This is a genomic window from Dyella sp. CR10 (genome assembly GCF_055814425.1).
The window spans coordinates 4,876,826-4,892,326 of sequence record NZ_CP185986.1 but is presented as its reverse complement, the minus strand read 5'-3'; the positions used below and the strand labels follow the sequence as shown (position 1 = coordinate 4,892,326).

Sequence of the window (15,501 nt, the reverse complement as noted above, 5' to 3'; positions counted from 1 at the left end):
TTTGTGAAATCGAATTTACATCTGCGTGTCAGCGCGAATGGCGACAGTTACGCGCAAGTTCCATGCAAGTCACATCGTGATTTCCTTCTCCCCTCCGGGGAGAAGGTGCCGGTCCCACAGGGATTCCCTTCGGTCACATCCGGATGAGGGGCGGGTGCTCGCGCAAGAGGCTCGACGAAGCAAGACTTGCTTTGAAGAAAAGCTCCCGCTTCTACGCTCCGTAGATCCCCCTCACCCCAGCCCTCTCCCCGCAGGGGAGAGGGAGTAGAAGCGTGTTACGGCGAGAACAGCGCCTTCCCTTGCGCATCCGGCAGCGACACGCCCAGCGAGCGTGCGAGCGTCGGCGCGATGTCGCGCATGTCGATCGCGCCAAGGTTCTTGCCCGCCGGCACGCCCTGGCCTTCGATCAGGAACGTCGAGCGCATCTGCGGCCATGCCGGATCGTAGCCATGCATGCCACGGTAGTGACTCGGCGCCGGCAGCGGCACGTCCGGCTTGATCGCCATCTCGTAGCCCGGCTTGAACAGTACGAACCACGACGCCTGTGCGACGCCGCCCTGCTCGACCAGCTGCGCATGATCCAGCACACGCTCGATGCCGTAGGCGGGGTTGCCCTGCAGTTGCGCCAGCAGGGCACGCACCTTGGTCATCGCGGCCTCGTCGCCGGGTGACTTGAGCACGATCGCCGCACTGCCGCCGTCGTTCCACGGCATCGCCTGCCAGTCCGCCACCGCACCGTCCTTCAAGCTGATCAAGCCTGCCTGGATAAAAGGCGCGTACAGATTCACGTCCTGCTGCACCGGCACGAAGCCATGGTCGGAGACCACCGCGACCACGCCATCCGGATGCACGCGCCGCGCCGCCTCGACCAGCTCGCCGACCAGGCCGTCGATGCGCTCCAGCGTACGCTTCGCCTCCGCCGTGTCGGGGCCGCTGGCGTGCTGCTCATGATCGAGCGAAGCGAGGTAGGCGGTCATGAAGGCGGGCTGGCGTTCCTCCAGCAGCTTCACCGCGAAGCGCGTGCGGTTCTCGTCGCCGGCCAGGGTTTCGTCGATGCCGTCGGCGTAGGGCCCCAGCGTCTTCTCCATGGCCGGCAACAGACCCGGTGTCGCCAGCGCACCCAGCAGCTTGCGGTCATCCGGCAAGCCGGTACGCCAGATCTGCGGCAGGTTCCAGTCCACCTGCGCGCCCACGCTTACCGGCCAGTGCACGTTGGCCGTGCTCAGCCCGGCAGCGTGCGCGGCGTCCCACAGCGTGGGCACGCGGATATCGCTGGCATACCAGGCCCAGCCCTGCTGGTTCTTGTTGGTGGGATCGAAGGTGAGGTTGCCGCCGATACCGTGCTTGTCCGGCGACACGCCGGTCAACAAGGTCGTGTGGCTGGGATAGGTCAGCGTCGGCAGCACGCCGCGCACGTCGCTGGCGTAGCTGCCATCGGTCAGGAAGCGGCGCAGGTTCGGCAGTTGCAGGCCGCGCTTCTGGGCTTGCAGCACGTCGGCCGGTCGCAGGCCGTCGATGGAGATCAGCAGCACTGGCACGGCATGGGCCGGCGCGAAGGAGGCCAGGCCGATCAGGCCGGCGGCGAAGCAATGTTGCAGACGCATGGAGTCACCGAGCGGTAGCGGGCCCGCGAGTGAACCCGCTTCCGGTGACAGCGTGATGTCGGCTTAGCGACCGTCGACCGCCTTGCGCCCGAGCGCCGGGTCGTCGGTGAAGAAGGCATCGATGCCGGCGTCGAGGTAGGCGCGGATCTCCGCGATCGAGCCGGCCTCGTTGAACGCCTTGGGATCCGTGCCCTGCCAGAAATTCTTCGCCTGGAAATGGTTCTCCGGGCGGAACGTATACGGGTGCAGCTCCAGCTTCGCCGCGTGCGCATCGTGCGCCAGCGCGGTGGGCTTGCCCAGCGTGCCGTCCGGATTCAACGGAATGATGGCGCGGATGTTCGGGCCGATCGCATCGGCATAGCCGGCGACGTCGCGCAGGCCGGCGGGCTTCATCATGTCGGCGTAGGTCAGCTTGCCGCCCGCGGCCGCCACGTCGTACGGCTGTTCCTTGGGATCGTCCAGCAGCTGCAGCAGGCGCACGTTCGGGTGGCCCTTGCCCAGCTTGCCGCGCAGGTAGCGCAGATTGGCGATCTCGAAGGACTGGATCTCCACCGGAGCGGTGCGCGTATAGGCATGCGCATCGAGGATGGCCAGCACGCGATCCTCCATCGGCAGCCCGGCCTTCTGGAAATACGTGCCATGCTTGATCTCGGGAATCAGCCCGACCACACGGCCTTGCGCAGCCGATTCGGCGGAGACGAAATCGATGATTTCGTCCAGCGTCGGGATCTGGAACTGTCCGTCGTATTTCGTACCGCGGAACTCCGGCAGGCGCTCGCGCGCACGCAGGGTCTTCAGTTCCGCCAGCGTGAAGTCTTCGGTGAACCAGCCGGTGACGCTGTGACCGTCGATGGTCTTGGTGGTCTTGCGTCCGGCGAACTCCGGATGCGCCGCCACGTCGGTGGTGCCGCCGATCTCGTTCTCGTGCCGGGCCACCGGCACGCCATCGCGGGTCATCACCAGATCCGGCTCGACGAAATCGGCGCCGTCGGCGATGGCTTTGGCGTAGGAGGCCAGGGTGTGCTCGGGCCGCAGCGCGCTGGCGCCGCGATGCCCCATCACCAGCGGCTTGGCGACGAGCGGGCGCTCGTTGGCGTGAAGCGGAGAGGACATGGCCAGCGTCATCAGCACCAGGGCCGCACAGCTTAGCGTCTTCATCGATGGATTCCTCGGGGGCATACGGGTTAGGGATGGCGGACAACTGCGTCCGCCATCCCGCCCGCCCCCTTTTTAATCGTTGCGGCTCAGAACTTCACGTCCAGCGTGAGGAAGCTCTGGCGCGGCGCGCTGGCGTGGAACGACAGCTGGCGGCCGTTCGGATCGGTGTTGGCGAAGGCCGTCAGGTTGGACGCGTAGCGCTTGTCGGTGAGGTTGGTCACGTTGAGCGACAGGCGCACGTCCTGCGCGAACCAGGCCGCGCCGAAGTCGTAACCAGCGCCGAAGTCGAACGAGGTGTAGCCGCCGAAGCCCTGGTCGTTGGTGTAGGTGTAGTAGCGCGTACCGGTGTACTTGCCGCGCAGGCTCAGGTTCCAGGGGCCGTAGGTCCAGGCGATCTCGCTGGCGAACATGCGCTTGGGCGTGTCCACCGTGGTCTTGCCCTTGGTCGGCACCACCGCGCCGTTCTGCACGTAGTTGTCGTCATACGTGGAGCGGTTGAACGAGGCCGAGTTGTACCACTGGAAATGCTCGAACGGCTTCCAGATGAAGGTGAACTCCGCGCCCTTGCTGCTGACCGAACCCACGTTGTAGAAGCGCGTGGTGCACGCCGGCGTGGTGCCCTGCTGGATGCTCGGGCAGGGATTGAGCGAGAGCAGGCGGTTGTCGAACTTCACGTCATACACCGCGGCCGAGGCCTCGAACTCGCGCTGCACGATGCGGTAGCCGCCTTCGATGGTGCGCGACTGCTCGGGCTTGAGATTGCCGCGCGTAGCGTCGAACGACGCCTGCGTCACCAGCAGCGGGCCGCTCGCGCCGCCGCCCTGGAACGCCGCGATGTTCTTCGCGTATGAGAGGAATAGCTCCTGGCCCGCATCGAGCTTGTAGCCCAGGCCGATCTGCGGCAGCAGGTTCTTCTCCGCCTTGAGCGTGCCGTTGGCCACCGGCGCCTCGTAGTTGCCCGGCGCCTGACGCGCGGTCATGGTCACGTGGGGGCTCTTCACACCCACGTCGACGCTCAGGCGATCGTCCAGCAGCTTGAAGCTGTCCTGCAGATACGCCTGGCGCGTCGTGATGGTGTAGGCCTGATTGAACAGGCGGCGATCCGGGTCGCTCAGGTAGGTGTCATCGCTGATCGGACTGGTGAGCGTATAGGGGATGTAATAGAAGTTGCGCTCGACGTTGTGGTGGTTCTGCTCGTACCACACGCCGCCTTCCAGGTGATGCCCGCCCACGTCCCAGCCCAGCGAAGCCAGCGCGCCGTTGCGGTTGATCTTGTAGTTGGTGCTGCGGATCGAGATCGGCAGTTCCTGCGCCGTACCGGGGTTCGACTTCTGGCCCGGCGACCACCAATGGCCCTGGCCGGCGTTCTCGTGGTGATAGACCTGCGCATGCACGGTCAGCGCGTCGCTCGGATAGAAATCGCCGGCGAGGTAATACAGATCGTCGCGGCGCAGCGCGCGGCTCTGGTAGTAGGCGTCGTCGATATTGTCCACGCCGCCGGAGAAGGCGCAGCGCGCGTCCTTCACGCCCTTCACCGTATAGGCCGGCGCGCAGTAAGCCGCCGCCAGCGCGCGCTTCCAGTCCGGCGCATAGAGATTCCAGTCCCAGCCCAGGCCGCGCGTCATGCCGCTCTTGGACAGGTAGGCATAGTCCGCCTGCGAGGTGCGCGAGGTATCGGCAAAGGCGGTGATGCGGCCGCCGTCGAACTGATACACGGCTTTGCCGTTGAATTGCTTGGTGGTGGTCGGCGAATTCGGGCGCGCCCACATGTCGGCGGTGGCGCGCACGCCCGACAGGTACATCGAGAAGCCATGGATGTCGCCAGTGTCCAGGCGCAGATAGGTGCGGCGGTTCTGATCGGTGCCGAAGGTCTGCGAGAAACGGCCGCCGAAGGTGGGCAGCGGGTCGGCCGAGAAGTACTGGATGGTGCCACCGAGATTGCTGGTGGAAGCAATGCCCAGGCTGCCGATGCCCTGCGCCAGCTCCGCGCCCGCGGCGTTCTCGGCGATCAGCGCGCGGCTGATGTTCAGGCCGTTGTAGTTGCCGTAGGCGTTGTCGCCCAGCGGCAGGCCGTCCAGCGTGTAGCCCAGGCGCTGGCCGTTGAAGCCGCGCAGGCTGATGGTCTGCGATTCCTCGTTGGCGCCGAACGCATCGTTGGACTGCACGTTCACGCCGGGCATGCGGTTGAGCACTTTCTGCAGGCTGGTGCCGGCCGGCAGCACCGTCACGTCCTTGGTCGTCACGCGCTGTACCTGGCGGGTCTCGCCCTGGCCGATCACCGACACGCCTTCGAGATTCTTCGCGGCATCGGGCTTGGCCGTCGCGTCGGCGGCGGGCAGGTCCTCTGCCATGGCGCCATGGGACAAAGCGGCGAGCGCGATGGCGGTAGCCATCGCCAGGAGATTCTTCTGCATGTGGGACTCCAGGGGATCGGGACATCGCGTGAGGGCGCGGATGTTCAGATATCGTGAAGCCGCCACATGTCGGTTCTTTGACGATGGGATGACGCAGCGCAAAAGCCTGCGTCAGAGCGCGGCCCGCCCGTCCACCTGCCGCAGGTAATCGGTGGGACTGACGCCGACGATGCGGTGGAACATGCTGCAGAAGGCGCTGCAGCTCGCGTAACCGGCATCGCGCGCCACCGTCTTGATCGGCCGCCCCAGGCTCATCTGGCTGATCGCCCGGGCCAAGCGCACGTGCTGCCGCCAGCGGATGAAGGACATGCGCAGCTCGCTCTCGAACAGGCGCGCCAGCGTACGGCTGCTGGCGCCGGCGCGCGCCGCGAGCTGTTCGAGCGTATCCGGCCGAGAGGCGTCATCGAGCAGGCGCTGGCAGGCTTTCTTCAGGCGTGGGTCCGATGGCACGGGGATGCGGAAAGGCGCTTCGTCCGCCTGTTGCAGCGAGTGCAGCAGCAGCGGCGTCGCCAGCTTCATCGTGGTGGCGTTTCTTTCCCCATAGGCCTGCACGGCGGCGAGGATCAGTTCGCGCAGCAGCGGCGATACCGCCAGCACGCGGCAATGCGGTCCGAAGACGGCGCTGCTGGCGCGATCCAGATACAGCATGCGCACGGCGACGCGCCCTTCCATCAGGATCTCGTGCGGCATGCCGATCGGTATCCACAGCGAGCGCTGCGGCGGCACGATCCAGATGCCCTCGCGCGTCGTCACCTGCATCACGCCGCTCGCCGCGTAGATCAGCTGCCCGCGCCGATGGCGGTGCGGTGGCACGTGGCAGCCGCGCGGATATTCCTTGGCGAGCGCTGTTAGCGGCCATGCGCCGCCCGCGGCGCCCTGTCTGAAACGCGACACAGAATGGCCTCCGTTCGGTGGATGGACAGGCCTAGGCTAAGTCTGTGCCGGCGAAGGCTGCTCGGCAACGTCCCTTGCATAAGGCAGAGCCTGTCATGTCCGCTCCCTCTCTTTCCCGGCGCACCGTGCTGAAAGCCGGCCTTGCCATGACCGGTGCGCTCGCCTTCGGCGGCCTCGATGCGTGGGCGCGACTGGCGCATCCGCGCGAGCGGCCGGCGCTGGTCGTGCTGTGGTTGAACGGGGGACCGGCCGGCCTGTTCAACAGCGCGGATGCCTTTCTCGGTAACGGGGCGTTCGGCGTGGCGCCGTCCAACGTGCGCGCGCTCGGCCAAGGACTGTATGTGGACGGCGCGTCGTTCGGCGCGCTGCCCGCCATCGCGCTTGCGCATATGGCAGCGGTGCCGTTCCGGCATGGCCAGTACAGCCACAACGATGCGCGCGCCGCGATGCTGCAGGCGGGAACGCGCAGCCAGCTGCTGCGCATGGCGGCGGCACTGCCGGCTGGGCCCATGCCCTGCGCGATCGTCAACCGGCTCGGTTTGCCGGTGGGCGTCAGCGCCGATCCGCCGATGGAAAACGGCATCGCTTGTCAGCTCGTCCGGACGTTCGCCGAAGCTCGCGCCGGCCTGTCCGCGCCAGCGCTGGATGACATACGCCATGTCTATGGCGTGAGCCCCGGGCGCACAGCGGTGGACGATCAGAACGCTACCTTCGCCGCGATCGAAGCCCTGATCCAGGCCGATGCCGGCGTGGTCTTCGCGCAGCCGGCCTTCACCGGCCGGGAAGACCGGCAGTTCGACACGCATCACGACGACGCCGGCAAAGTGGCGCGCGGGATCATGGCGCCGATCACCCCCAGCCTCGCGATCTTCCTGCAACGCACGTTGGCCATGCGCGGACGCAACGTGGTCACCCTGCTGACCGGCGAGTTCAGTCGCACGCTGCCGGGGGCCGATCACGCCAAAGGAGGGACGGCGACGGTGATCGGGAAATATGTCAGAACGGGCAGTGGCGGCCGGCAGTTGCCGGATGGTTCGCCGCCGGCAGACGCCGCGCCGCCGCAAGCGCTATGGGCGTATCTCGCCGCCGCGCTGCGCGTGGATGCCGCGTCGCCATTCGGCGCTCATCCGTATGCGCATCTGCTGACGTGAGCGCCCGGATCGGCCCGGGTCGTCCATCCGACCCAGGCCCGAAGACGCCAACTTACTTGGCGCTCACCTGCTTCACCCACGCCTCGTACGTCGGGCGATCCACCGGCACGCCATCGGCGTTGCAGCTGCCGAGCTTGCACAGCTCGGCGCGGATGCGCGGCGCATGCTGCACGATCACGTGGAAGATCGCGTTCTGCTCGATCTCCCCGTGGAACGCCTGCGCGCCCGGACCGTTGGCGAAGATCGCCACGTCTTCGCCGCCGTGCGTCTCGGCCTTCATCGGCACGATCGATTCCTGCATGTAGTCCGGATCGGTGGTGTCGACCTTGGTCAGGTCCGGCCGCCCCTTGGTGATGTGCGAGTACTCGCTAGGGTTGTGCGGGTAGCGCTTGGCACCTTCCGGCTGGCGATTGCTCGCGCCGGTGTAGCCCGGGCCGTTGGCGAAGCCCAAGGTGGTGTACGGCTTGCCAGCGGCATCGCGCGCGAGACCCGCGCCACCCTCTTCGTCGTAACTGTCGGTATGGCCCTGTACCAGGCCAAGGATGTCGTTGCCGCGCTTGGGATAGCCGGAGAAGGTCAGCGTGTGCGCGTGGTCGGCGGTGACCACGATCAACGTGTCCTTCGGATCGGTATGCGCCAGCGCCGCCTCGACCGCGTCGGCGAACGCGATGGTCTCGTCCAGCGCGCGGTAGGCGTTGCCGGCGTGCAGCGCATGATCGATGCGGCCGCCTTCGACCATCAGGAAGAAGCCATTGGGATTGCGCTTGAGCACTTCGATCGCACTGGCCGTCATCTCGGCCAGGCTGGGTTCGCCGGCCTTGTCCTTGGCGCGCTCGTGCTCGTAGTTCATGTGCGAAGGCTCGAACAGCCCGAGCAGGCGCGGCGTGCGCGAGAGGTCCAGCGCCTTCAGCTGCTTGTCGTTCCACACATAGGCGCCGTCCGGATGCTTCGTCTTCCATTCGGCGATCAGGTCGCGGCCATCGAGGCGCTGGCCCACCTTGTTGGCGTACTCCGGATCGGTCTCGCCCGCCGGCATGAATTCGGTGCGGCCACCGCCCATCGCCACGGTGAGGCCGTCGATCGCGGGGAAGTCGACCAGCTGCGCGGCGAAGTCCTTGCAGCCCTGCGCCTTGGCTTCCGGCGTCAGCTCCGCATCCACTTCCCAGTTGCGCTCCGGCAGATGGCCATAGGTTGCCGCCGGGGTGGCATGGGTAATGCGCGTGGTGGTCACCGCGCCGGTGCTCATGCCCGCGGCCGCGGCCAGCTCCAGCGTGGTCACCAGTTCCTGCCCCTTGGCGGCCGCGCAATCCTGACGGCGCGGCACCTGCGAGGTGCCGATGAAACCGGCGCGCGTCTTCACGCCGGTCATGATCGCGGTCATGGTGCCGGCCGAGTCGGGCGTCTGCTGGTCGGTCTCGTAGGTGCGGCTCAGAGCGCTGAAGGGAAACTGCTCGAAGCTGAGCCGATAACTCTCGCCATCCACGCCCTTGCGCTGGCCCGCGCGCACGTGCGCGGCCGCGATGGTGGGAATGCTCATGCCGTCGCCGAGGAACACGATGACGTTCTTCGCCTGCTGGCCGCCGGCATCGGCCTGCGCCGACACCTGCGCCGCCTGCGCCGCGCCGTTGCGGAACCACCATTGCGGCGTCTCGCCCTCGGGCCGCTTGATCGACGGCACCTCGACCGTGGCAGCGGCGTGGTTCTGCGCCGGCGGCGTCACCGCCTGACTGGCGCACGCGGTCAGCAGCGCACACACGCAAAGCATCAGTCCGCGGCGCGCGGGCATGGAACGCATCATGGCTTACCCCTTCATCGTCAGCTTCAAGTCAGCAAGCGGGCGATGATAGCCCAAGCGCGAAGGGTGGCAGGAAGGCGCGGCTCGATCAGAGCTTGAGGTAGATCCGCCGGCGATCCATCGCGCGCACGATGCCCCACCACACGGCGACGAAGGCGAACGCGTAAGCGAGCGATGCGACGTAAGGTCCTGCCAGCGGCGTGATCCAGCTCGCGAAGGCATGGCGATACAGCGGCTCCTGGATGCCCAGCCCCGGCAGCAGGATCTGCATGAATTCCGAACCCGCATAAGCCGCCACCGCGTTGACGCCGAAGCGCCGGCCCAGTGCGGGCCAGCCGCGCTCGTCCACCAGCCGGTGGAACAGCAGCAACGCCAGCGTCGCCCAGCCGGCGGTCCACAGCACGAACGATGGCGTCCACAGATTCTTGTTGAGCGGCAGCAGCAACGACCACAGCGCGCCGAGAAGCACGAACGCCACGCCGCTCAGCAGCAGTGCGCGCTTGTCGTCGCGGCGCAGCCAGTGGCCGGCGCGCACGCCGAGCAGCGCGGTGGCGATGGAGGGCAGCGTGCCGAGCAGGCCTTCCGGATCGTGGCCCAGGCCGGTGGCCGGAAAGTAGCGATAGGCGAAGCGGCCGAAGATCGCGGTATCGGTACGGCTGACGATGTTCGCGAAGGGCTCCAGCGTGCCGCCGAATGCGAGCAACGCCGCATAGCCGGCCAACAGGATCGCGATCGCGCCCCACTGCGCGCGACTGCCGGCGTAAAGCTGGAACGCCGCGACCGCCGCGAAGCACACGCCGATCCGCTGCAGCACGCCGGGGATGCGCAAAGGCGCCTCCGGCAAGATCAGCCACGCGGCGATATTGATGAGCAGGCCGAGCCCGACGATGCGCAGCGCGCGCACCAGCGCGGCACGCATCAAGGCGGAACGCTCGGCACCTTGTTCCATGCGCGGCGCGATCGCCAGCGCCACCGACACGCCGACCACGAACAGGAAGAACGGGAACACCAGGTCGGTCGGCGTGCAGCCGTGCCAGTCCGCGTGCTCGAGGGGCCAGAACACGTGGCCCCAGTCGCCCGGATCGTTGACCAGCAGCATCGCCGCCACGGTGCAGCCGCGCAGCGCGTCGACCGAGGCGAAGCGGGGCGCCGCGTTCACCGCTTCGATGCCGGCACCAGGCTGGCGCTCTCGATGCCGTACAGCGGGCCGGTGGTGGGCGCGGTGAAGATCAGGCAGAGATCGTGCACGCCCTTCTGCGCGGGCAGTGCGGCATCGAGCCGGAAGCGCCGCGGGCCGGACGGATCGGGCAGCGGCACGGTGGCCAGCACGGGGCCGTCGCAACGATCGCCATGTATCACCAGCTCGCCATGCGCGGTGCTGGCCGGACGCGACACGACCAGCTTCGCTTCATGGGCGAGCTGGAAGTTGCGCTCCAGGCGCACGGTTTCGACCTGGATCGAAGCGATGCCGTCCAGGCGCGCCTCGGGATAGCGCTGGCAGGTGTCGAAGATGTTCACGCCGTAAGCCGGCAGCATGCTGGTGGCGTCGGGCATGGGCTGCACGCGCAGGCGGAAGTCGCTGCCGGGACAGTTGGGCAGATCGACGTTCTCGCGCGTCAGCAGATGGGCCTGATCCAGCACCCGCTCACGCGGCGCGGCGAGCGGCTGATCCGCCGCATCCACGGCGACGACGCGCACGGTGACGGGTAGCCCGGCCTCGAACGGCGCTTCGTAGCGCGGCGACTGCGCGGTGGGCGCACTGCCGTCCAGCGTGTAATGGAGCGCGCCGAACTTCGTCTGGTTGGCGAGCCTGATGGTGGCTTTGCCACTGGCCAGCGCGGCGTTGCGGTCCACCTCGACCGACGGTGCGAACGCGCTGTCGGCATAGGCCACGCGCTGCGCGCGATAGCGCGCCAGCTGCGCCGGCAGGCGCGCCAGGAAACCCTTCCAGTCGCGCGTGGACGCGGGCGACCACAGCACTTCGGACAGCGCATCCAGTCGCGGATAGATCGCGTGCTGCAGGTGCGCATCGCTGGTGATGTATTCGGTCCACACGTTGGCCTGGGCGCCGAGCACGTGACGCGCCTGCGCCGCATCGAGCTCCTTGGGCACCGCTTCGAACGCGTACACACTGGCCAGGTCCTGCACCGGTTCGCGGCCGGCGCCTTCGTCGGCGCGCGCGCTCTGCAACTGGTTGAGATAGAGATCGGGCGAGGGCGACGAGATCACGTCGTGCCCCTTTTGCGCCGCCTCGATCGCGCCTTTGATACCGCGCCACGACATCACCGTGGCGTCAGCCGGCACGCCGCCCTCGAGGATCTCGTCCCAGCCGACCAGGCTGCGCCCGTGCGCCTTGAGATACGTGCCGATGCGCGCGATGAACCAGCCCTGCAGCGCGTCCTCGCTCTTGATGCCGAGCGCGCGCATCTTTGCCTGCACCGCGGGCGAGCCCTGCCACTGGTCCTTCACCGCCTCGTCGCCGCCGACGTGGATGTAGTGCGAGGGGAACAGCGCCATCACTTCGTCCAGCACGTGCTGCATGAAGGTGAAGGTGGCATCGTCCACGTTATACAGATACGTGTGCACGCCCCAGTCCACCGACACCGGCGGGCGCTTGCCGGTCACGCCGAGCTCCGGATACGAGGCGACGGCCGCCTGCGCGTGGCCGGGCATGTCCAGTTCGGGAACGATGGTGATGTGACGGTCCTGCGCATAGGCGACCAGCGCGCGGATCTCGTCCTGCGTGTAGAAACCGCCATAACGCGTCGGCTCGCCGTCCTTGCCGGCATCCGGCGGCGTGCGCCAGGCGCCGATGCGGGTCAGCTCGGGGTAGCGCTTGATCTCGATGCGCCAACCCTGGTCGTCGGTGAGATGCCAGTGCAGCACGTTGAGCTTGTGCAGCGCCATCTGATCGATCAGCGCGCGGATCTCCGCGACGCTCTGGAAGTGGCGCGCCGAATCCAGCATCAGGCCGCGCCAGCGGAAGCGCGGCGCATCCTCGACATGCACGAACGGCGCCGCGGCCTGCGCATCGCCCTGGGTCAGCATTTGCCACAGCGTGACTGCGCCATGGAAGACGCCTTCGCCATCGTGCGCAGCGATCGTTACGCCCTTCGCGTCGACATCCAGCACGTAGCCGCCGGGCGGCGTGGACGATCTGGCGTCGTGTCGCAACACGATCGCACCGGCGCCGGCAGGCTTGTCCACGATACGCAGATCCAGGCCGAGGCTGTGCTTGATCTGCTCGGCCAGCCAGGTCGCGGTGCGGCGATCGTCGGCGTCGCGGGCCACCAGCACGGTATCGGCGCGGACGACGAGCGCGCCCTTGCCGCGCTCGACTTTCGCCGGCAGCGGAATCAGCGACAGAGGAGCGTCGGAACTTTGCCCGGGAGCCGCCAGGGCGAGCGGCGGAAGGAGGGTCAGCGCGGCGAGCAACAGGGCCCGGCCAAGGCGTGGAGTGAAAGTCACTGGCTGTATTCCTTCTTTTCGATAGCTCATGCGCCTCCCAAAGAAGGGCCCGGACATGCCGGGCCCAAATGGGGAGCTTTGTCGCTCAGTCTGCCACCGGCAAGCCTTCCGTTCGACGTGGCGGTGGCACCGCCTCCGGCGCACCGCTCACCACAGCGGCGCGCCGCCCCTCAAAAGGCGGCTGTTTCCACATCGAGCGGGCCATCCTGGCCAGTCGTTCCCTGGGGAGCTGCGGCGGATGCGCGTGCCGGGCGCAGCGCCCGGCACGCGGCAACCGTCAGAAGTTCACGTGGGCGCTGAGCATGTAGCGGCGGCCCGTCGTGTACTTGTTGAGCGGCATGGACTCGGTCTGCAGGTACTGCACGTACTTGGAGTTGAGCAGGTTCATGCCGTCCAGGGTGAACGAGATGTTCTCGTTGAGCTTGTAGCCCAGCGACGCGCCCAGATCCTTGTACGAACCGGTGGTGGCCGGCGGCGCACCGGCGATGTAGCCGCCGGCGAGGTAGGAGCTGCGCCAGTTGTAGGTGAGGCGGGCGCTGAACGGACCCTTCTCGTAGTACGGGCTGAGCGAGTACGAGTTCTTCGAGCTGTACGGCAGCGCGCCGCCGCTGTCGAGCTTGGCATCGGCATAGGTGTAGTTGGCCACCACGCCGAAGCCGGTATCGGCGAACGGCTGCTGGTAGGACAGGCTGAAACCCTTCACCTTGCCGCCGCCGACGTCGCGCGGACGGCTGATGTCATAGCCGCAGAAACCGTCGGCCGTGCACTGGCCGTTGGCGACCAGGCGCGCGAACGTGGTCGGATCGTTGTCGCGGGCCGAGTTGTAATGCTGCTCGACAGCCGAGTCGATGAAGATGTAGTTGCCGATGTTCTTGTAGAAGCCGGTCAGGGCCAGCACGGACTGCGGCGCGAAGTACCACTCTGCCGAGACCGAGTAGTTGGTCGACTTGTACGGGTTGAGCTTGGAGTTGCCGCCCGAGCCGCTGAGCACCGAATCGTTGAGGAACAGGTTGTTCACCTGCATGTTGTACGGCGCGCGGGCAATGACCTTGGCCGCCGCGAAGCGCAGCACCACGCTGTCGGTCACGTCGTAGGACATGTTCAGCGACGGCAGGAAATCGTTATGCGTGGTCGACTGGGTCTGCCACCAGCCGGCCGGTGCCGGGTACACGGGAGCGCCGCTGTAATTGAAGCCGCTACCGTCGTCTACGGTGTGCACGTAGCGCACGCCGACGTTGCCGCGGAACGGACCGGAACCGAAGTCCGCCTGCAGATACGCGGCCGTGGTCTTCTCCACGATCTTCCAGGTGCCGTTGAGGTAGGAACCCGGATCGTCGTTGCCGCCATTGGTCTTGCGCACCCAGTTCCATTCGGCATCGCGATCGGGCTGCACGTGGCTGCGCGCGTCCGGCAGCATGCCGGAGAAGCCGCCAAGCGTATCGGTGAAGCCCCAGGTGCCCAGGTCGGCCAGCGAGATCGGCGCGTTCGGGCCATACACGTGCTGCACCATGCTCTCTTCATGGCGGTTGTAGCGCACACCCGCGAGCACCGTGTTGACGAAGCTGTCGAAGTCCTTGGTGAAATCGAGCTGGCCGTAGTAGTCCTTCGCATTGGCGCGGAACACGCCGTAGTTGCCCGGCCAGCCGCCCAGCCCCGGCGTGTCGCCGATGTGCCAGTTGGCCGGATCGCGCGCGAGGTTGGGGCTGTCGAACTTGAAGCCGCGATTGATATCCCAGGTGTAGCCGCCGCCGTACACCGGCTCGATGGCGACCTGCGACATGTCGTTGTTGTTGGCCTTGCTGTAGCCGGCCGCGCCACCGATGGTCCAGCCCTCGCCACGATAGGTGCTCTTGAGATCGAACGCGGTGGTGCGCACGACCGAGTGGCGGATGTTGCTGTCGAACGTGCCCTGGGCGATGTCGCCGCAGGTCGGATCATCCAGCTTGCCGCACACATGACCGCCGGTGACCATGTTGCCGTTCTGCGTGAAGCTGGTGATCTGGCCCGGCGTGGCGTGCGTGAACGGATACAGCGACTGGTTCCAGTTGTTGAAGTTCTCGCGCACGTACAGGCTGGTGAAGTCGATGTCCCAGTTGTTCGTCGGGCGGAGCTGGAAGCCCAGCGTCACCGTGTCGCGCTTGCGCTCCTGCTGGAAGAAGGCCGAGTTGATCTCGTCCGGCACCTGCGCGTTGGGGTTGAGCGAACCGTTGGCGATGCCGGCGGCGACGGCCGGGCTTTTGGCGTAGTCGGAGACCGGGTGGTAGCCGAAGATCTCGATGCCCTGGCGGTCGATCTTCTCTTCGAAGTGCTGCGCCGAGGCGATTACGCCGAAGGTCTTGGCATCGTTGTGCCAGCTGTACAGCAGCGAGCCGGACGGACGATGCTTCTCGGCCTGGTCGTTGTAGTTGAGACCGAACGAGCCACGCCAGGTATTGGGCGCCAGGTCCAGCGGCTGCAGCGTGTGCAGCAGCACGGTGCCGCCCAGGCTGCCTTCGGTCAGGCGCGCCTCGGGGCTCTTGTACACCTCCAGGCGGCCGACGATTTCCGGTGCCAGCATGGTGAAGTCGAAGCCGCGGTTCGGCTGCGCGCCGTACTGCCACGGCGTCTGCGAGATCGGCTGGCCGTTGAGGAAGGTGAGGTTGAGGCTGGGGTCGGTACCGTCGATGCTGACGCGGTCACCCTGGCCGAACTGGCGGTCGATGGTCACGCCCGGAATCAGCGCCATCGCCTCGGCGACGTTGGTGTTGGGGAACTTGCCGATGTCTTCGGCGGTAACCGCCTCGACCACGGCGTCGGCGTTGCGCTTGGTGTCCAGCGACTGCTGCAGGCTGGCGCGAATGCCGGTGACGGTCACGCCCTGCAGGTCCTGAGCCTTGCTCTGGTCAGCCTGCTGCGTCTGGCTGCTCTTGTTCTGCGCGCTGGCGTCCTGGGCATGGATCGCGCCGGCCATACACAGGCTGGCGATGATGCTGGCGGCAAGCATTGTTCTACGGTGCGACATGTAAACCTCCCTCAAA

General features: G+C 67.0%; 9 protein-coding genes. 1 reads left to right on the top strand and 8 read right to left on the bottom strand.

Annotated elements, in window-relative coordinates; all coding sequences use genetic code 11:
* Positions 1-275: 275 nt before the first annotated feature.
* The 4 genes from ACNR9O_RS21935 to ACNR9O_RS21920 form a co-directional block, all read right to left on the bottom strand.
* Complete coding sequence (locus ACNR9O_RS21935) at positions 276-1,604, bottom strand: alkaline phosphatase family protein (RefSeq protein ID WP_473684751.1); 1,329 nt, start codon at positions 1,602-1,604, stop codon at positions 276-278.
* Between the two features lie 63 nt (positions 1,605-1,667).
* Positions 1,668-2,762, bottom strand: a complete 1,095-nt coding sequence (locus tag ACNR9O_RS21930; protein ID WP_473684753.1) for a glycerophosphodiester phosphodiesterase — start codon at positions 2,760-2,762, stop codon at positions 1,668-1,670.
* An 86-nt stretch (positions 2,763-2,848) separates the two neighbouring features.
* The gene (locus ACNR9O_RS21925; RefSeq protein ID WP_473700836.1) at positions 2,849-5,113 is read right to left on the bottom strand and encodes a TonB-dependent receptor; all 2,265 of its coding nucleotides are present in this window, start codon (positions 5,111-5,113) and stop codon (positions 2,849-2,851) included.
* Positions 5,114-5,287: 174 nt separating this feature from the next.
* Positions 5,288-6,070: an AraC family transcriptional regulator gene (locus ACNR9O_RS21920; RefSeq protein ID WP_473684757.1), complete on the bottom strand. Its 783-nt coding sequence runs from the start codon at positions 6,068-6,070 to the stop codon at positions 5,288-5,290.
* 95 nt (positions 6,071-6,165) lie between these two features.
* On the opposite strand from ACNR9O_RS21920, the gene ACNR9O_RS21915 reads away from it, so the two are divergent.
* Positions 6,166-7,221, top strand: a complete 1,056-nt coding sequence (locus ACNR9O_RS21915) for a hypothetical protein (RefSeq protein ID WP_473684759.1) — start codon at positions 6,166-6,168, stop codon at positions 7,219-7,221.
* Between the two features lie 52 nt (positions 7,222-7,273).
* Here ACNR9O_RS21915 and ACNR9O_RS21910 read toward each other — a convergent pair whose 3' ends face one another.
* The 4 genes from ACNR9O_RS21910 to ACNR9O_RS21895 form a co-directional block, all read right to left on the bottom strand.
* Positions 7,274-9,019 carry an alkaline phosphatase family protein gene (locus tag ACNR9O_RS21910; protein ID WP_473684761.1) on the bottom strand — a complete coding sequence of 582 codons (1,746 nt, stop codon included), beginning with the start codon at positions 9,017-9,019 and terminating at the stop codon, positions 7,274-7,276.
* A gap of 85 nt (positions 9,020-9,104) precedes the next feature.
* Positions 9,105-10,175, bottom strand: a complete 1,071-nt coding sequence (locus tag ACNR9O_RS21905) for an acyltransferase family protein (RefSeq protein ID WP_473684763.1) — start codon at positions 10,173-10,175, stop codon at positions 9,105-9,107.
* The gene (locus ACNR9O_RS21900; protein WP_473700684.1) at positions 10,172-12,514 is read right to left on the bottom strand and encodes a family 20 glycosylhydrolase; all 2,343 of its coding nucleotides are present in this window, start codon (positions 12,512-12,514) and stop codon (positions 10,172-10,174) included. Before ACNR9O_RS21900 ends, ACNR9O_RS21905 begins: the two co-directional genes overlap by 4 nt.
* 247 nt (positions 12,515-12,761) lie before the next feature.
* Positions 12,762-15,485 (bottom strand): TonB-dependent receptor, encoded by a 2,724-nt coding sequence (locus tag ACNR9O_RS21895; protein WP_473684767.1) that lies wholly within the window; start codon positions 15,483-15,485, stop codon positions 12,762-12,764.
* Between the last annotated feature and the right edge of the window lie 16 nt (positions 15,486-15,501).